The organism is Alicyclobacillus fodiniaquatilis (assembly GCF_042678105.1).
GTDB classification, from domain to species: domain Bacteria; phylum Bacillota; class Bacilli; order Alicyclobacillales; family Alicyclobacillaceae; genus Alicyclobacillus; species Alicyclobacillus fodiniaquatilis.
Window position 1 is genome coordinate 36859 of the sequence record NZ_JBHUCX010000099.1, and the last position, 18018, is coordinate 54876.

Below are 18018 nucleotides of genomic sequence, written 5' to 3' on the forward strand. Positions count from 1 at the left end.
CTGATGACTTAACATCACAGCGCAGCGAGTTGACTGCGAATGCGTTCATCTGAAAGCCATCCACGGATTGACTCCGCCAGCTTGGGTTCTTCAAGCGCAAATGAAAGATTGGCCTTGAGCCATCCTTCAAGATTGCCGATGTCGTGTCGGATCCCGGTAAATTGGTACCCATCCACCAAATTTTGCGCCGCCAATTTTTGAATTGCATCTGTCAGTTGAAGTTCGCCCCCATGACCAATGGGTGTCTCTTCAAGTGCATCAAAAATGGAGGACGGCAACACATAGCGTCCAAGCACAGCCAAGTTTGACGGTGCTTCTGCTTCGCTTGGTTTTTCAATCATCCGTTTGACCTGAATGACCTCATCTTGCTTGGCATTGGGCTCATTTGACTCAATGATGCCGTATTTCGAGACATCCGCGCTAGGCACAGGTTGAATGCCCAGTAAAGCGCGTTTCTCATCGCTGTACTGCTGCATCAATTGACGTGTGACAGGTGCGTTCGATTGGATGATGTCATCGCCGAGCAGCACGGCAAACGGCTCTTGTCCAATAAACGATTTGGCGCACAGAATAGCGTGACCTAAGCCGAGCGGCGTTTTCTGACGCGTGTAGTGAATGTCGACGAGATCGGAAATCGCTTTGACTTCTGTCAACATATTTGCCTTGCGGCTTTGTTCGAGATGCAATTCCAATTCAGGCGATCTGTCAAAATGATCTTCAATTGCCTTTTTGGCGCGACCTGTAATGATTAAAATTTCCTCAATGCCTGCGTATACCGCTTCTTCGACGATATATTGAATACAGGGTTTGTTGAGGATTGGCAACATTTCTTTTGGCACAGCTTTCGTGGCTGGCAGCATACGCGTACCGAACCCGGCAGCCGGGATGACCGCCTTGCGCACTTTCATATGATTCACCCCTGGCGTATTTCACTTACAGATTATGTTACTGTTGTTTTCACATATTAGAGATTATACACGCACTTGCCGTATTCTGCATAATCATAAACCAAAATGCCAGCTATGCCAAAGCGCGTGGCATAAAGTCAATTGAGTCGGCAAATTGAAGAAAGGCGCCATGGGTAGGCGCCTTCAAAATCATATCGATGGTTATGCCAGCAGTGTTTCGATTTCAGCGATGATACTGTCGTCCAGTTTCACACCCGACGCCTTTGCGTTCTCCGTGACTTGTTCTGGTTTGCTTGCGCCAATCAGCGCGCTGGAGATGTTTGGCAAGCGGAGAATCCACGCCAATGCCAGTTGCGACAGACTCAGTTCAGCTTTATTGGCGATCTCGCTCAAACGTTCTACTTTATCCAAGGTTTCAGGAGTCAAGGACCTTTCAAGGAAATTTTTCACCTCAGGCGTAGCCGCGCGCGAACCTGCTGGCGCGGGTTGTCCTTTGCGGTATTTTCCGGTCAGGATGCCTTGGGCGAGCGGCGAGAAAACCACTTGACCGATGCCGGCGTCTTCGCAAATTGGAATGACCGCTTTTTCGATATAGCGGTTGAACATGTTGTAAACAGGTTGGCTTGCAGCGAATTTACGCAAGCGCAGTTCCTTTTGCAATTGCACACCAGCCGCAATTCGATCCGCTGGCCACTCGCTCAAACCGCCGTAAAGAATTTTTCCCTGGGCAATTAAATCGTCCATTGCGCGCAGTGTCTCTTCTAAATCTGTATTTTCATCGTAACGATGGAAATAGAAGATGTCGACATAGTCGACGCCAAGTGCTTTGAGGCTCTGCTCAACTTGCGTAAAGATATGTTTCCGGCTTAACCCTCTGTCATTTGGGCCTTGACCAACCGGCCAATATGCTTTTGTCGTAATGATGTAACTGTCACGCGCATAAGGTTGCAGCGCTTCTTGCATGACCGCTTCAGCGGCGTGTGGTGCTGAACCGTATACGTTTGCGCAGTCAAAATGGTTGATACCGAGATCATACGCTTGTTTGACACAGAGAATGGCCTGTTCCTTCTCTGTGACGGTGCCGTATGTAAGCCAACTCCCCAATGCGATTTCCGATACTTTGAGTCCACTCTTGCCAAGTCTGCGATACTCCATATTGGTTCCACCTCCTAGGCCATTGTACTTCTTCGCGCGAAATGTCTGCAAGCGCGTACATGGCGAGGGCAACATGCTTGTGGTAAGCTAGGAGCACTACAGGCCGATAGGGTTCGGCGACAGATAGAGGTGTTGTGATTTGGCAGAGAACAAGCAGTATGAGAAAGCGCCAGAAATGCAACTGCAAGCGGGCGCGCGCTATGAAGCCATCGTACATACGGATCAAGGTGACTTTACAATAGAACTGTTGGCGGATAAGGCGCCGATGACGGTCAACAGTTTCGTTTTTCTCGCCCGTGACGGCTTTTTTGACGATGTGATTTTTCACCGCGTCATCAAGGAATTTATGATTCAAGGCGGTGATCCGACAGGCACGGGTCGCGGCGGACCGGGGTATCGTTTCAGGGATGAATTGCCCCCGGCTCATCCGTATCAACCAGGCATTGTCGCAATGGCGAATGCTGGTCCAAATACGAACGGATCGCAATTCTTTGTCTGTACAGGCGAGCACAGCAAGGGATTGAATCAAGCGCCGAATTACACCGTATTCGGCAAGGTCAGCGCTGGGATGGATACCGTGTTGGCGATTGCTGGGCAACCTGTTGAGCGGAGCGAAATGGGTGAACAGAGCAAGCCGGTCAAGCCGACGGTTATTCAATCGGTGGAAATTATCGAGTACGACGCCTAGTTTCTCACAATCAGTACAACTGTCCACGCGTCCCCTCGCCTTGCGCCGTAATGTAAAGCAAATGCGCAGGGAGGGGGCTTTTACTGATGTCTATTCGATCTTTGGCACACCAGCACATTGGGCGGCCGGTCGTGGTTCGTTCACGTTACGGTGTGCATCGCGGCATTTTGCATCATGTGGACGACAATGGCATGTATTTGCGTCTGGCGAACGGCAATCAACTCACCAGTGCGGCGCAGCAGGCAACGGTCCAGACGCTTGGTGAGGCTGGTGGAGAGCTGGACGCGGAACATGTGTTTTGGCCGTTGTTTTTTATTCCTTGGGCTTTCGCGCTGGCTTTAAGTCCTTGGTATTATGGTCCATATTGGTGGTAAATGTTCATGGTATGTGAAAGGGAACTGGCTGCGTGAGTCAGTTCCCTGTTTTTAAGATATGGCTGGGACAGGCCTGTTCGTCGTGATGCCGGCGGAGCGCGGCACATGCAGCACGGGCAGGCCTAACACCGGGTTTTCTGCCGATGGAGGAGGAAGAGCGAACATGTCACGTGTGGCATTGGTCACCAGCGCAGGTAAAGGGCTCGGGCACGCGATGGTGATGGCACTTGCCCAAAATGGCTGGGATGTGTGTTTTACATATGGCAAGAGTCAAACTTCAGCCCAGGCGCTCGAACGCGACGTTATCGCGCTTGGCAGGCGTGCGCTGTCATTGCAGTGTGATTTGTTTGATCAAGCGGCGGTGTTGGAGACGGTTGCCATCGCAAAGGGCACATTCGCGCACGTCGACGCACTGGTCCATAGCTTTGGGCCATTTGTATTCGAGCGGACAGCGTTGGCGGACTATGATGACGATATGTGGCGGCGCGTGCTCGACGGCAATCTGACGAGCTTTTTCTGGCTGTATCGCGAACTGGTGCAGGAGATGCGCACACGGCGGTTTGGCCGTTTTGTGACGCTAGGTTATGAAGGCGTGGGCAGCGCGCGCGGTTGGCGGTATCGTTCGGCGTACGCGGCTGCAAAGGCCGGGCTTGTCAGCTTGACGAGAACGGTCGCGCGCGAAGAGCGCGATTATGGCGTTACCGCCAATATGGTCTGCCCTGGGGACATTCGCGGCCAGAACAAAATGCGTGCGTTTGCCGATGTGAGGGGTGAAGTGACAGAGTCGGGATTGCGTCCGCCAGTCGGTGAGGATGTCGGACGGACGGTGGCCTGGCTTTGTCATCCAGATAGCCAAGAGATAAACGGCACGGTCATGGAAGTCACAGGGGCGCGTGAAGTGGTGGCAGAGGACGATATGCGCGCAAAAAAACAGGCGGAGAACTGATTCTTTGTTCTGCCGCCTCTTGTCGATCCCGCTTATTCATCTGTCTCGTCATCCCGAACGGAGCGAGGCTGTTTCATTGTTTTGCGAAATGTTCCTGTCAGACGCCAAGTCAAGAGTGCAGCAAACAAAATGGCGAGGACAAAATAGAGTTCAGAAGTGCGCACAGTCCATCCTCCTTGGTCTTATATCGCCAAATTGGAATTACTGCACGGTAATATTCCCATTCCTTGTCTCCAAATATACAGAAGTCACAGGTTCGCTGAACAGCGTGTCATCATTCGGCTTGAACGTACACGCATTTTTGCGATGCTCCTGCTCGTAATATGCGGTATACCCTGCGTGCTTGACATGGACGGTGCCGATGCTCGTTTTCGCCTGGCCGTGCACGGCTGTGAATGTAGGCAAACCGCGCAACTTGATGGCGCCATTTTTTGATTCCGCGTGCAACTGCTGTGTGAAGTCGGCAATGGTGTCATAAAGGTGGATTTCGCCATTTTGGGTCTTTGTCCGCAATGTGCGCGCATGGGCGGCCTGAATGTGAATGGTGCCATTCAAGGTGTCGAGTTCAATGCTGTCCGCGCGGGTGTGATCGATAAAAATGGAGCCGTTCTTTGTTTCGAGTTCCAAGTTTTCAATCTGTTCCGGCATATAGACGTCAATGCGGCCGCCATGGATGCGCGTACCCTCCCATCTATCGAGAAAACGAATGTTGGCATCGTGGTCAGTGTCGGAGATTTGGACGGCTTGCGTGAGAATATCTTTCGCCCGATTTTGCTCGTCTGCGCGCACATCAGCTTGCACATAAATGCGAATGTGCGGCTGTGTCCATTGTTGGACGCGAATGCGGCCATTTTGACTTTCAATGCGCAGCGACTGAACGGTGGGTGCAAACTCATGCTCGTACGAGGCGGCGATATGTTCGCGAAAAGATAGATTGTTCAAGTTGGTTTCCAAACCGCGTCGCAGCTCGGACATGCTTTGCGCCACAACGCTCGACATTTGCGAGCCCAGTGTCTTCAACTCTGCCGTCGCCTTGTCCCAGGCAATTTTGCTGTCTGTTTTCGGCGGCGCGTTGTCTTGTAGCGCTTCAAGGAGGAGTTCTGCTTGTTCGGGCGTTAACTTTCCTTGTGCCACCAGTTCGAGGATCTTACGTCGTTCGTGCATAGGATTCAACCCTTTCTCAATTTATCCAGTGTTTGCTCGAAACTGAGCTCACCGTTTTCAAACTGTTGAATGACGTCGATTCCTTCCATCTCTGCCGCTGTCGTCTGATAGCCGAGCCCTTGAATGACTTCGTCCAGACGGGCGCGCACGGTTGGGTAAGAGATGTTCAGTTCTCGTTCCACCTCGCGGATGTTCCCGCGACAGCGAACAAACACTTCGACAAAGGCCAACTGTTGTGCGGTCAGATGCAGGAGCGGGCTGACAGAAAAGTGTCCTTGCACGCGTGTGTCACAGGTTGTGCAGGTCAACTCTGTGACTTGCATCATGGAATCGCAAGCAGGACAACGTAGTGGGACTTGACGTTCCATTAACTCACCTCTAAATAATATTTAGATTGATATTAACATATCTTATTCAATAATTAAATATATGTACGATCCGTTGCGTGTAAACGGCGGTTGTGAATTTTGTCTTGCCGAATTTTGTTCGTATGCGGCATACGGAGAAGCGCGTGTCAATGTTATATATGTGTGCGGTGAACAGCGGTCAGTAATTTTCAGGATAAGACTCCCGTCCAGACCTGTTTTTGTGACATAATAGTGAACGGGGAGGGATGCCCGTGAAAGTTTCAAATGTCGGCATTGTCGGTGCTGGTTTAATGGGAAGCGGTATAGCGCAAGTGGCGGCTGTAGCAGGCTACAACGTCATCTTGTACGATGCGAACGCTAGGGTGATGGACGACGCCCTGTTTTATATTGGTCAACGCCTGGCCGGATCGGCGCGGAAGGGGTTTATCAGTCAGGACGATAGTGAGGACGTCCTCAAACGGATTCGCGCGTGTGATGATATTCATGCATTGGCGAAAAGCGATTTGGTAATAGAGGCTGTGCCTGAACGGATGGAACTGAAAAAACAGGTGTTTGCCGAGTTGAGCGCCATTTGTCCAGAAGGCGTTGTTTTTGCGAGCAATACCTCTGGTTTGTCGATCACGGAAATTGCCAGCGCGACCAATCGACCAGAGTTGGTGGCTGGCATGCATTTTTTTCATCCCGCGGCCATGATGCAGTTGGTGGAATTGGTGCCTGGCAATCAGACCAGCGAAGAGACGATGGATATCATTCGGGCAGTGTGTCAGCGCATGGGCAAAGAGATCATTGAGGTGAAAGAGTCACCGCTGTTTGTCGTCAATCGCATTTTGGTGCCGATGTTAAACGAAGCGATATTTGTGTTGCAGGAAGGGCTGGCGACTGCTGCGGACATCGACAAAGGGATGCGTCTTGGCGCGAACCATCCGCTTGGTCCCTTGGCCTTGGCCGACATGGTCGGGCTGGATACCCTGCTCGCAACGGCGGAAACGCTGTTTGCGGAAACGGGCGATACAAAGTACCGCCCGCCCCAATTGTTGCGCCAAATGGTTCGGGCCGGAAAATTAGGGCGCAAGACCTGTATTGGCTTTTATATCTATTCAGATTGATGCTGTCGCCAAGTCTCATACGCTTCTGTCATCGCTTGGGCAGAATTGCGCAATCGTGCGATTTCTGTCTCTGTCAGGGGCAATTCCATCACTTGTTCAACGCCGCGAATCGATAGCTTTGTCGGCAGGCCAATGAAGACATCTTTTGCGAGTCCGTAGGCGCCCTGGCTTTGTGTCGAGATGGGGAGCAATTGCGGCGTTTGGGAAGAAAGGGCGTCCACCATGGCAACGACGGCGTGCGCGGGTGTGATGGCGGCGCCGTGCGTTTTGAATTTGGCGAGGATTTCCCCACCGCCAAACCGGGTGTGTGCAACTGCGGTTTGCCAGGCATCCTCGGACAAGAGGTCTGTGGCGGGGACACCGTGCACTGAGCAGAAACGGCGTACAGGCACCATATGATCCCCGTGACCGCCAAGGACCATTGTGCGCACGTGCGTGCGCGAGACACCTGCCAGTTGCGCAATCCAATAGGCCAACCGGGCGCTGTCGAGAATACCGCCTTGCGCCATCACGCGGTGCGCGGGAAATTGGGTCGTATCAAGGACGATACGGGCCAATATGTCCGCCGGGTTGGTGAGCACAATGACAAAGGCGTTGGGTGCGAGAATCTTGATGGCGCGGCTGATTTCTTGCACGACATCTGCGTTGGTTGCCAGCAGATCTTCGCGGTTTAGTCCAGGTTTTCGTCCGATGCCGGCTGTGATGATGATGACGTCCGAATCTTTGGCGAGTTCGTGCTCTTCCCCGGCCAATAAGTTTGTGTCACTGGCATACAGCGTACCAGATTGGGCGATGTCGATGGATTTGCCGATGGCGAGATCCCCAGCAATGTCGATGAGCGCCACAGCGCTGTATTGCCGCATTGTCAGCAACTGGGCAATGGCGCCACCGGTTCCGCCGGCGCCAAAGATGCTGATTTTCCGTGTGTTTGACACCTCTTTTTCAACCTCCTAAAAGCCGTCTTGCTGGCACGTCGATGCGCCAACAGAACTGTGCAAAACAAGCCAATTGAGGAGCGCGAATAGCGCGCCGCGATGGTGTCGACTTGATTTTTCAGGATAGACCGCCATGCGTGATGCATCCCGCACCAGCAGAACCATGAAAATGCCAGTCAATCGGAGCATCGCGGATGGCGCAGCACCAGGGTATCGACTTGATTTTCAGGATAGTATTGCTCTACACAGGAAATGCAGCATCGTCAGAGAATTTCACTCCCCAACTGCCCAGAACTGCGCTTTTGCTTTACGAGCGCCTCTCGTTTTAGGCGTTTTAGATTAGATGACTATTTCGCCATCCCTTGGGATAAAGATTATTGAGTCGACCTGCAACTGCTTTGACCCACCCTAGGACAAATCCCTCGTATGCGACCAGCGCATAACCTCGCTGTTCGCCCGTATAAGACAGTGCGTCACCGCGGATGTAAGCCGCTGCGGCTGACGCGTCCAGTTGAATCACTTGTTTTGCTTGTTCTGGGCGCAAGCGCAAGGCCAACGCCTGTTGTGGGATATAACGATTGTTCTGCTTGGTCGCCAGTGGTGTGCCAGCGCGCAACACCCGTACGCCTCGTAGCGGCAAATGGCCCAACTCGTTGCTGAATAAGACATTTTTATGTTCGATCGGCGATAAGCATGGCGCAGGTATTTCATGGAGTTGCGCAGTGAGCCAGTCTAGCCATGTTTTATCGTTCCTTTCGCGCGTTTGCGTCTCTTTTGCGGCAGGTGTCGCAAGGTGCCCTGGTTTCGTCAAACATGCGACAAAATGTCCTTCACCACGCGCAAGATGCGGCCATAGACGGCGGGTAAAGGCAAGCGACGGGCGACCGTCCGCCCAATCCGGGCAACCGCTTGTCCAACCTGGCCAATCCGGCAAGTCGATGAGGGTCAGACCATGTGCGTCCTCCAACCAAGCCATCATCTGTTCATTCTCTTGTGGATTAAACGTACAAGTGGAATAGATCAAGCGGCCGCCAGGTTTCAATAGCTGGACCGCCTGATCTAAAATTTCGCGTTGACGTCGCGCGCAGATTTCCGGGGCATCAGGTTGCCAGGCGGCAATCGCCTGGGGATCTTTGCGAAACATCCCTTCACCAGAGCAAGGGGCATCCACGAGTACAGCGTCAAACGCGTTCGGCCAAGCGCGCGCCAATGTGTCTGGCGCATTGTGGACGACAGCCGCTGAGACGCCCATGCGCTCGATGTTTTCGGCCAGGATGCGCACCCGCGCAGGGTGGATTTCATTGACGACAAGCGTTCCTTTGCCGGACAATTGATCTGCAAGCGCCGTACTTTTGCCGCCAGGCGCGGCGCAGAGATCGAGCACATATTCGCCCGGTTGCGCGTTGACAGCGGCGGCCACGGCCATCGCTGAAGGTTCTTGCAGATAAAATGCGCCCACTTCGTGGAGAATGGTTTTGCCCAGAGGCGCAGTCAAATCGATATAATAGCCTGTGTTCGTCCATGGGACGGGCTGTTCCAACAATGGGACGATGGAAGGCGGAATATTGGCTTTGATCTGTGTGGCCAGTTGTGTATCTACAGTGTGTTGTTTGAAGCGCACGCCGCGTGTGTGGGGTTCATGCATTGCCGCTTCGAACGCGTCCCAAGCCTCGCCTAAGCGTGGTTTCATCTGTTTGATAAAATCGTCTGGCAGATGCAAAAAAGTCTTCCTTTCTCGAATTGCGTCTCTGGTCATGCCTTATGTTTGAGGATAGCATACCATCAAGCGATCAAGCGACGCAGGCTTGATACAGGGTGAAACTGCACGCTGGCCAAATTTTAAGCGTTGCGCACAGATGACAAGGTCTGTATATTGGTACGAGGTAACGACGATTTTCAGAATGAGGGTGATACAACCATGTTGACGCAGCCAACCAAGGATTTAATCACAGTGCCGAATCCTCATCCAGATAGAGTTTACACAGTGGAAATGGATTGTGCGGAGTTTACAACTTTGTGCCCAATGACAGGCCAACCGGATTTTGCGACCATTTACATCGAATATCAGCCAGCGGAAAAAATCGTTGAGCTCAAGTCCTTAAAAATGTATTTGTGGAGTTTTCGCAATGAAGCGAACTACCATGAGGATTGCATCAATCGGATTTTAAACGACTTTGTCAGCGTCAGCCAACCGCGGTACGCCAAAGTCGTTGGCGACTTCACAATTCGCGGCGGCATTCACACCAAAGTCACCGTGGAACATCGGGCGTAAACAAGCAGGCGGATTGCACCGCCTGCTTGTTTATTTAAAGATAGCTATTCCAGAGGCATCTCTTTGGCAGGCCGATGTTTGACGACTGACGTAATGTGGTTCTCCTCATCTACAAACACCACACTCGCCTCCAACGTTGACCACTCTTTGTCATCCATCCATCCGAGTGACAGGACAATGATGGTGTCGCCTGGCTGAAAATGCCTTGCCGGTGGCCCGTTGAGGCAAACTGCGCCACTGTTTTCACCACCAGGAATGGCATATGTCTGCCAGATGACACCTGTGGCCAAATTTGTGATTTGGACCATCTCATACGGATGGATGTCAGCAGCCCGCATGAGCAGTGGATCCAACGTAATACTTCCCATGTAATTTAAATCGGCTTGTGTTACGGAGAGTCGATGTAGTTTCCCCTTGCATATTTTTCTCAACACAAAGCTTCACTCCTCTAGACATGTACACATGCTCTCTCTCTTGCCTCCAACATATAATGTGCTGGGTTGTGCATGGAGGTGATGGGAATGGCAAATGGACCGGTGAAAATAGGGGTAGCCACGACGGTGGTCCCGAAAAGAAGGACCACTGCAAACGGGAAAGTGATTCGTCCAAGTGTGCATTATGTGCGGTTGGCCACAGCGGCGGCTCGAGAAGGCGCGATATTGTATTTATTTCATCCCCATGCCGTGAATTGGTCACGTGGATATGTTGATGCCTGGCTGCCAAGAGACTCCTCGCGGCCAAGTGGAGACTGGGTGAAACGACGTGTCGAAGTGCCAGATGTCATTTACGAAAATGTGTTTGTCCATTTGGCGATAGCAGGATACACCGCTTCACTCCGGCGTGCGGCACAAAGTCGGAACATCCCGCTTTTTAATCCATTGCTTCCCGGTAAATGGAGGATGGTGGAGATCCTCAAAAGACAAAATTTAGCGGACTACTCACCGCAAACCGAGCGCCTGCAGGATGCAGAGCAAGCCATGGCCCGCATTCGGGCTTGGGGGACCGCTTATATTAAGCCGAGCGGCGGCTATGGCGGCATGGATGTCGCACGAGTTGAACAGATGTCCAATGGGCGTTATCAAATTGCATTGGATCGAAGCAAAACAAAAAACGGGAAAGTGCGCTTGCATCTGAGCGAAGCTGAGTTTCGGCGCTGGATCAACCAAAGATTGAAGCGCGCGCATTTGATTCAACGCGAGTTGCGTTTGATCACGGTGCGTGGACGAAAAGTTGATTTTCGCGTTGTCCTGCATCGGGATTTGCATGGAGATTGGCAATTGATCGGCATTGTGCCAAAGATGGCTGCAGTCGGCGGCGTTGTGACAAATCTCATCGCGGGCGGCGAACTGTTGGATATCGAATATGTGCGCAGGCTGGCCCAAGTCGAGGGAAAGTACATTTCGCTGGAGTTATTGGAGCGCCGAGCAAAGGAGGTCGCGCAGATCATCTCCAGACGTTACCCCTACACTGGGCATGTCGGGTTTGATATGGCAGTTGAAGAGGACATGAGTGTGTCCATGATTGAAATGAATGCAAAACCATCCCGCAAACTTTTGAACAAACAGATGTTGCAGCGGTTGGCCACACATACGGCAGGATTTGCAATTTATCTAGCACGACGGAGAACGAGTCAACACAAGCAGCAGACAAATCAGGTGGTTACACGTTAATTCAATCTTTAAGTGGTAAAGTATGCATGTCTGATTGACATCATACTTTACCCACCGATTTGTCGCGAATCTCGTTTTCTTCTTTTAAGAAATGGTTTGAATGGGCGGCTTGTTGATGTTGGGTTTGCGCGAATCAGCGGAACCAGTACAATAAGGTCATCAAAGCTCAACGTGATGTGACAATACATCAGCAGGCAGGATATACGACCAACATGGCGTTCTGATTGTACCGTGCAAAAAGGAACACTTCGCATGCAGGGAGTGGACGCCAAAGTACATAAATGTGGCACCGAAGGGCCTTTGAAGGGAAGATGGCATGAACGCTTTGTTGCGGCAAAGAGCGCAGTTCAAGCGGCAGATGCGTAAAGGTCTGTTTCGTAGATTGTGGGTGCTCTTGATGGCTGCCGCTTTGATGTGGTTTGTTCCTTGTTTGCAGACAACGTCTTTTGCCGCGACCAAGGACAAGCCGACGACGCAGATGAGCGGTGAAGTTGGGTATGGTGGTTATTATAAAGAGGATGATTGGGTGCCAGTGACATTGACCATTCATCATCTGGGGGCTGCTGTGTCAGCACAGTTGAAAATCCGTGTCAACCAGGTGCTGGTATCTGGGCGGCGCGTCAGTGGCTCGTTGACTTGGTCCGTCAGTCTGCCCAAAAACGGATGGACAAAAAAACAGATTGAGGTTCCAGGCGCCGCGCTCAATGAAGGGGTCACCATCACTTGTAATAGAGCGGGCAAGTCGCTGGCTGTGGCAGATGTCTCGGGAAATGCGGTTAGCCATGTCGCCCTGGTGGCAGTGCTGTCAAATAGCCATCAGGCGACGCAGTTCTTGACCGGATCGAGCACAAGTTCAAATCCTGTGTTGCCGGTATCGGTCGATCCAGCGTGGTTGCCTTCCTCGGTCAATCTCTTGCATGGCTTGGATGCGGTGGTCGCTTCTGTGCCGACGCTCGACGGATTAAATGCGGCGCAACAGACGGCGCTGCAGACGTGGGTGAAATTGGGCGGCATTTTACTGGTGACGGGCACTGGCGATGCGTCCGCGGCTTGGCAGCCTGATTTGCCATTTCGATCCGGTCAACCCAAGCGCGTAGATGCCAGTTCATTGGCCGAGTTTGCCCAAAGCAGCACGCCGTTTCATCAAACGTTGGCGGTGGAAGCAGGCAGCGCAGCACCAACCGCGCGTTTGTGGGCGACCGCCAATCACACACCTCTCTTGGCCAGCGCTCAAGTTGGACGAGGTGTCGTTTGGCAGACGACATTTTCACCGTCGGATCCGAGTTTGCTTGGTTGGACAGGCAATCCGTTGATGTGGACGGCTTTGTTTAAACACAGCGCGCAGACCACGGCAAATGGAATTCCTGGTTTGTTCAACCCAAACGGCGCACTGGATCTCACTTCGGTGGGCGACGCGTTAGCGCCGTTGAAAGTGCCGTCATTGCGCGTGTTTGCTGTGGTCTTTGCGCTATACATCTTCATCATTGGTCCGGTTGTGTTTTTTGTTCTGCGCCGGTTCCACAGAGCGCATTGGGCGTGGATTTTACTGCCTGTCGTGAGTTGTGTGACGACAGTTGGCCTCTATGTGTTTGGTGGCGCAGAACGACCGAATGGCCTGTTGGCGGATGGGGTTGGCGTGCTCGAATTGACGGGAGATGGCAGTGCTGAATCGTATGCTGTACAGGCGTTTATGTCCCCCTATCCGGGTGGACTTGATTTTCAAATGCCAGCGACGACGTTGGCCATCCCCATGTCGGAAAATGAGACCGTGGCCCAAGATGATGCTGTCGTTTCCTATGGAAATCATACAAATGTCCGGTTTCGCGATGTCGGGCGCTGGCACGTGCGTTACATGTATACGGCGGACGCCGGGGTGAAACAAGGTGAATTGAAGACAAATTTGACGAGCGCGTTTGGATTGCTGTTCGGCAGCGTGACCAATCAAACACCGTATTTGCTGAATCAGGTGGCGATTGTCTGGCAGGATCACATGTATCAGATCGGCAACTTGAAATCTGGACAAACGGTCCATTTGGATGCCATTGCAGCCAGCGACAGCACACATTGGATATCCGATTACGGCACTTACAACCGCGAACTGACGCACGGCATTGGGCGCACGCTCGGTGCCTACTTGACACAATTTCAGTCTGAACCAGTGTCAGCCAATGATCGCAACCCGGAAGCGATGCTGATTGCGACGACAGAGGCGCGGACGCCGACACTTGCGCGCCCATTGCACAAACAACACATCACCAGCGATAAAACGCTGGTGCTCGTGCGCCAGTATGCCAATGTCGAGCCAGGGCAGGGGGAAGCTTTTCCATGATTCTGACGCAGAATTTGACCAAGCGGTATGGCAGGATGATCGCGGTCGATGAATTGAATCTATCAGTGCAAAGGCAAACCGTGTTTGGTTTGGTCGGAGAGAATGGCGCAGGGAAGACTTCGGCCTTGTCGATGTTGGCGACCCTTTCGACGCCGACATCGGGTCGCGCTTATATCAATGGGCACGAAATCAGTCGCTATCCGCGGGAGGTTCGGCAATCCATCGGCTACATGCCGGACTCGTTTGGCGTTTACGATGGCCTGACTGTCACGGAATACCTGCGGTTTTTTGCCGACTGTTATGATGTGAACAAGCGAGTTGTTCAAAGACGTACGATGGATTTGTTGGAGCGCGTTCAATTGACAGACAAACGCGACACATATGTCAATGCGTTGTCTCGAGGCATGCAGCAGCGTTTGGAAATTGCGCGGTGTCTCATGCATGATCCAGATGTGCTGATTTTGGACGAACCTGCTTCTGGGTTAGACCCAAAATCTCGGTTGGACATGCGAGGCGTGTTACAAGGGTTGCGCGATATGGGCAAGACCATCTTGATCAGCACCCACATTTTGCATGATTTGGCCGAGGTGGCGGATGAAATCGGCATTTTGCGCAAAGGCGAGATGGTGGCGGTCGCCGCCATTCAGGTGATGCTTGAACATTCGAACGCGTACCGAACGTTGCGCTTGCGCGGCGACGTTGCCGATGAATCGCTGGAAAGATTGCTCGCCCAAGATAAGCAAGTGCTGCAGGTCGATAAAAAAGAGAATGGCTGGGAAGTCCTGTACGCCGGGACTGCGCGTCAACAAGCGATGCTGTTGACCAGCATTGTGCAAGCAGGCATTCATTTGACGGAGTTTGCCGAACGACCTACAGATATTGAACAGCTTTTCTTGCGTTTATCGGCAGTACAGGAGGGGATGTAGTGGCGCGTAATCCGTTGTTGGCCAAAGAGTTCCGCCAACGCATGCGAACCCTGCGGGCACCCGTGATTGTCACAGGATACGTCCTGTGTATGGTGAGTCTGACCTTTTTTCTGCTCTACGAAAACGTTCAAGGGCAGCTATATCTCGTGCAGCCAACCAAAAGTCAGCAAGTATTTGTCGGTTTGAGTTTGTTGCAGATGGTGGTCATCGCGTTTCTGACGCCAGCATTTGCGGCAGGCTCCGTGAGCGGCGAGCGAGAGCGCAAAACGTTGGCGGTCTTGTTGACTACGCCCATTTCTCCATTGGGCATTTTGGTCGGAAAAGTATTGTCCTCCAGCGCGCTGATGGTGTTGCTCGTCGTCGTGACATTGCCCATCTACAGCCTGGTCTTTTTGTACGGCGGGGCGGTTCCGCAGGAAGTGGTCGCCGTTTTGGCCTTTCAGTTGTTCACCATTGTCGTCATCGCGGCTTTATGTGTGCTGTTTTCCACCATTGCATTGCGATCCACATGGAGTACGGTGCTTTCATACGGCTCTGTGTCTTTTATGATGATTGTGTTTGGTGCATTAGGATATGGGTTAAAAACGTTGTATCAGCAAAATCCGATTGATTTGTTCAGCTTGCACTGGTCCAATTTTCTTCTGGCGTTAAATCCGCTTTATGTAGAAGCCGCGCTCGAAGGCGAGGTTCAGGCCGAGTCACACACCTGGCTGATTTTTGTCTGTTTCTATCTGATTGTGATCGCCATGTTGATTCTGCCAAGTCTGTGGCGATTGCGGCCGCAGTGGTTTGCCAAATTGCCGTTTGCCAAGCGGGGAACGGAAAAGCAATATCAGTGACATTCTGGTAGAAGAACGTCAGGCGATTGTAAGATTCAGATGGACAACGGCGAGACGAATCTTCTAGAAATATTCATATTGACTTCTCTCTATGCGTACGGTGTAAGGACGGGCCGTGCGGGAGGGATAGCATGTTACTGGCAGTGAAAATGATTTTTTCTTTGGTCATGATCCTGTTTGGCGCGGAACTGTTTACAAACGCCATCGAATGGTTGGGACGCAAACTAGGGTTAGGTCAAGGCGCCATTGGGAGTGTCTTGGCAGCGGTGGGGACCGCGCTTCCAGAAACAGCTGTACCTGTGACGGCGATAGTATTTGGCGGATCGCACGAAGCTGAACAGGTGGGCATCGGAGGCATTTTGGGTGCGCCGTTTTTGTTGGCTACACTTGGCGCGTTGGTGATGGCCTGTGCGCTGGTGGCTTTCCGAACTCGCCAAACTGGATATGTGTTAAATATCAACCATCGCGCTTATCGACGAGATATCATATGTTTCATCGCTGCGTACGGACTGGCGCTGTTCGCAGGCGTGTTTCCCCTGCCATGGATACATCGTATCGTTCCGTTGTTGCTCGTCATCGTGTATGTGATCTTTCTTGTGTTGACGGTTCGGGATAAATCGGATCACGTGGAGAGCGAAGAACTGAAGCCGCTATATATTCAAAAGAAATCGGATGAACCGACCATCACGCTCGTATTTGTCCAATTGCTGATTGCTTTGGCCTTGATTGTCGGCGGTGCTCACACACTCACAGGCGGGGTCGAACAGATTGCTGTAAAATTGGGCTTGCCGACCTTTATGCTTTCGGCGTTGATCATTCCCCTTGCGACCGAATTGCCGGAGACCTTAAACAGCGTCGTGTGGATCCGGCAAGGAAAGGACGGGCTGGCCAGTGGCAACATCACGGGCGCCATGGTGTTTCAAAGCACACTTGTTCCAGCTTTAGGCATCTGGATGACACCGTGGAATTTGACAACGGACGCGCTGCTCACGGCTGGACTGACACTCGCCGCTGCACTGTTCACATTTTGTCTCTACCGGGTACGTGGTGAAATTCAACCATGGATGTTGCTTATCGCGTCCTCGACCTATTGGGTGCTGCCGATGCAAACCATGGCGTCTCGCTATAGAACCTCGAATGTTTACCTCATTTTTGGTGGCGTGATCGTCTTCATCTTCGTGTTCGCGATGCTGTCCGCCAGGCGTTCGCCGCACATTCGGATATAGTTGTCCGTGTGTACTGCGCCTTCCTGAAGCCGCATTTGGTTCGTTGAATGCGATTTAGGATTTGACTTGGTATTGTGGTACAATACCAGTGGAGTTTTTGCAGAAGGGGAGATGTGACATGGCGACACTGAAAGTGACGGACAGTGATTTTCAATCATTCATTCAGTCCGATAAGCCTGTTCTCGTAGATTTCTGGGCGACTTGGTGCGGTCCTTGCAAAATGATGGCGCCCGTGTTGGAAGAAGTTTCTGAGGAACTTTCTGACAAGTTGGTCGTGGGGAAGATCGATGTGGATGAAAACCCAAATACAGCTGGCCAATTTGGGATTATGAGTATCCCTACATTGCTGTTGTTCAAAAACGGAGAAGTGGTCAAGCAATTGATTGGCTACAAACCGAAGGATGATTTGCTCGCGCAGTTGGCGGATGTCATCTGAAGTAAAATTTGATTTGAGCGCTGCCCCCAAGCTGGAGGCAGCTTTTTTGTGCCTCTATTTAACGATTGCAGGGGAATGTTTGGCGTTCGTTCACATCCACCTGTGTTCAAACGATGTATATTGAAAGGTGGAACAAGCGTCAGGGAATGAATGGTCAGGGGGATTGAATTCGTGCATTATCTGTTCTGGTTTTTTCATATTTTAGGACTGGCTGTCTGGTTCGGGTCCTTGTTGTTTATGGGCATCTGCCTGCCGCTTTTAAAACGAGGTGGTTTGGGCAAAGAGATTCGTCATCTGCTCAATCAAATCCGGCGTGTCATGACACTGGTGGGCAATATTGCCGCAGCGGTGATGCTGGTCAGCGGGGGACTCCTGTTGGGCACGCAGCCTTCTGGACACGGAAGTTCGCTTTGGGTTCAACTGATGACGCAAATTGGCGGCGCGACCATCCTGTTCTCCATCATTGCCCTCACTTGGCAAGGGAGAAATGTGGCCAATCGCTTGGCAAACGAGGGGGCGACAGATACACAGGTGCAGGCGAGCACAAACGTCTACCAAGTGTTTCTGTGGGTGATTGTCGCCGCGATTGTCGTTGTGTTGGGCATTGTCAGCGCAAGAGTCTAGGTATACAAGACGCAGTTCGTCGCTTGGCCATGTTGCCGTCTGTTGCACAACA

The 18018-nt window shown here is 52.0% G+C and carries 20 protein-coding genes; 12 read left to right on the forward strand and 8 right to left on the reverse strand.

The features are described from left to right. Positions 1–14: 14 nt before the first annotated feature. Positions 15–908: a UTP--glucose-1-phosphate uridylyltransferase GalU gene (gene galU / locus ACFSB2_RS23890; RefSeq protein ID WP_377945618.1), complete on the reverse strand. Its 894-nt coding sequence runs from the start codon at positions 906–908 to the stop codon at positions 15–17. Positions 909–1109: 201 nt separating this feature from the next. After that, positions 1110–2063, reverse strand: a complete 954-nt coding sequence (locus ACFSB2_RS23895; protein ID WP_377945619.1) for an aldo/keto reductase family protein — start codon at positions 2061–2063, stop codon at positions 1110–1112. 139 nt (positions 2064–2202) lie between these two features. Between ACFSB2_RS23895 and ACFSB2_RS23900 the strand changes: the two genes are divergently transcribed. The 3 genes from ACFSB2_RS23900 to ACFSB2_RS23910 all read left to right on the forward strand — a co-directional run bounded on the left by ACFSB2_RS23900 (position 2203) and on the right by ACFSB2_RS23910 (position 4071). Then, on the forward strand, positions 2203–2751 hold the full coding sequence (locus ACFSB2_RS23900) for a peptidylprolyl isomerase (RefSeq protein ID WP_377945620.1): 549 nt from the start codon (positions 2203–2205) through the stop codon (positions 2749–2751). An 86-nt stretch (positions 2752–2837) separates the two neighbouring features. Further along, complete coding sequence (locus ACFSB2_RS23905) at positions 2838–3125, forward strand: hypothetical protein (protein WP_377945621.1); 288 nt, start codon at positions 2838–2840, stop codon at positions 3123–3125. Between the two features lie 163 nt (positions 3126–3288). Continuing rightward, positions 3289–4071 carry an SDR family oxidoreductase gene (locus ACFSB2_RS23910; protein WP_377945622.1) on the forward strand — a complete coding sequence of 261 codons (783 nt, stop codon included), beginning with the start codon at positions 3289–3291 and terminating at the stop codon, positions 4069–4071. A gap of 32 nt (positions 4072–4103) precedes the next feature. On the opposite strand, the gene ACFSB2_RS23915 is transcribed toward ACFSB2_RS23910, so the two are convergent. From ACFSB2_RS23915 to ACFSB2_RS23925, 3 genes are read right to left on the reverse strand one after another with little or no spacing between them, the layout of a single operon-like run. Next, a complete protein-coding gene (locus tag ACFSB2_RS23915) occupies positions 4104–4235 on the reverse strand; it encodes a hypothetical protein (protein WP_377945623.1) in 132 nt (43 codons plus the stop codon). Positions 4236–4272: 37 nt separating this feature from the next. Then, positions 4273–5235, reverse strand: a complete 963-nt coding sequence (locus ACFSB2_RS23920) for a DUF4097 family beta strand repeat-containing protein (RefSeq protein ID WP_377945624.1) — start codon at positions 5233–5235, stop codon at positions 4273–4275. Positions 5236–5240: 5 nt separating this feature from the next. Continuing rightward, a complete protein-coding gene (locus tag ACFSB2_RS23925; protein WP_377945625.1) occupies positions 5241–5603 on the reverse strand; it encodes a DUF2089 domain-containing protein in 363 nt (120 codons plus the stop codon). 251 nt (positions 5604–5854) lie between these two features. Between ACFSB2_RS23925 and ACFSB2_RS23930 the strand changes: the two genes are divergently transcribed. Beyond that, positions 5855–6709 (forward strand): 3-hydroxyacyl-CoA dehydrogenase family protein, encoded by an 855-nt coding sequence (locus tag ACFSB2_RS23930; RefSeq protein ID WP_377945626.1) that lies wholly within the window; start codon positions 5855–5857, stop codon positions 6707–6709. Here ACFSB2_RS23930 and ACFSB2_RS23935 read toward each other — a convergent pair. Then, a complete protein-coding gene (locus ACFSB2_RS23935) occupies positions 6697–7644 on the reverse strand; it encodes a malate dehydrogenase (protein WP_377945627.1) in 948 nt (315 codons plus the stop codon). The two genes, ACFSB2_RS23930 and ACFSB2_RS23935, sit on opposite strands and share 13 nt — an antisense overlap. A gap of 334 nt (positions 7645–7978) precedes the next feature. Then, entirely contained in the window at positions 7979–9364 is a 1386-nt protein-coding gene (locus ACFSB2_RS23940; protein WP_377945628.1) for a methyltransferase RsmF C-terminal domain-like protein, read from the reverse strand. Between the two features lie 198 nt (positions 9365–9562). Between ACFSB2_RS23940 and queF the strand changes: the two genes are divergently transcribed. Continuing rightward, complete coding sequence (queF, locus tag ACFSB2_RS23945; protein WP_377945629.1) at positions 9563–9916, forward strand: preQ(1) synthase; 354 nt, start codon at positions 9563–9565, stop codon at positions 9914–9916. A 44-nt stretch (positions 9917–9960) separates the two neighbouring features. On the opposite strand, the gene panD is transcribed toward queF, so the two are convergent. Next, positions 9961–10350, reverse strand: a complete 390-nt coding sequence (gene panD / locus ACFSB2_RS23950) for an aspartate 1-decarboxylase (RefSeq protein WP_377945630.1) — start codon at positions 10348–10350, stop codon at positions 9961–9963. 87 nt (positions 10351–10437) lie between these two features. On the opposite strand from panD, the gene ACFSB2_RS23955 reads away from it, so the two are divergent. The 7 genes from ACFSB2_RS23955 (at position 10438) to ACFSB2_RS23985 (ending at position 17966) form a co-directional block, all read left to right on the forward strand. Further along, on the forward strand, positions 10438–11586 hold the full coding sequence (locus tag ACFSB2_RS23955) for a YheC/YheD family protein (RefSeq protein WP_377945631.1): 1149 nt from the start codon (positions 10438–10440) through the stop codon (positions 11584–11586). Positions 11587–11902: 316 nt separating this feature from the next. After that, the gene (locus ACFSB2_RS23960; RefSeq protein WP_377945632.1) at positions 11903–13915 is read left to right on the forward strand and encodes a hypothetical protein; all 2013 of its coding nucleotides are present in this window, start codon (positions 11903–11905) and stop codon (positions 13913–13915) included. Then, a complete protein-coding gene (locus ACFSB2_RS23965; protein ID WP_377945633.1) occupies positions 13912–14841 on the forward strand; it encodes an ABC transporter ATP-binding protein in 930 nt (309 codons plus the stop codon). The genes ACFSB2_RS23960 and ACFSB2_RS23965 overlap by 4 nt, the downstream gene beginning before the upstream one ends. Then, a complete protein-coding gene (locus tag ACFSB2_RS23970) occupies positions 14841–15680 on the forward strand; it encodes an ABC transporter permease (RefSeq protein ID WP_377945634.1) in 840 nt (279 codons plus the stop codon). Before ACFSB2_RS23965 ends, ACFSB2_RS23970 begins: the two co-directional genes overlap by 1 nt. Positions 15681–15811: 131 nt before the next feature. Then, positions 15812–16906 carry a sodium:calcium antiporter gene (locus ACFSB2_RS23975; RefSeq protein ID WP_377945635.1) on the forward strand — a complete coding sequence of 365 codons (1095 nt, stop codon included), beginning with the start codon at positions 15812–15814 and terminating at the stop codon, positions 16904–16906. Between the two features lie 118 nt (positions 16907–17024). Further along, positions 17025–17342 carry a thioredoxin gene (gene trxA / locus ACFSB2_RS23980; RefSeq protein ID WP_377945636.1) on the forward strand — a complete coding sequence of 106 codons (318 nt, stop codon included), beginning with the start codon at positions 17025–17027 and terminating at the stop codon, positions 17340–17342. Positions 17343–17513: 171 nt separating this feature from the next. After that, entirely contained in the window at positions 17514–17966 is a 453-nt protein-coding gene (locus ACFSB2_RS23985; RefSeq protein WP_377945637.1) for a hypothetical protein, read from the forward strand. The last annotated feature ends 52 nt before the right edge of the window (positions 17967–18018 follow it).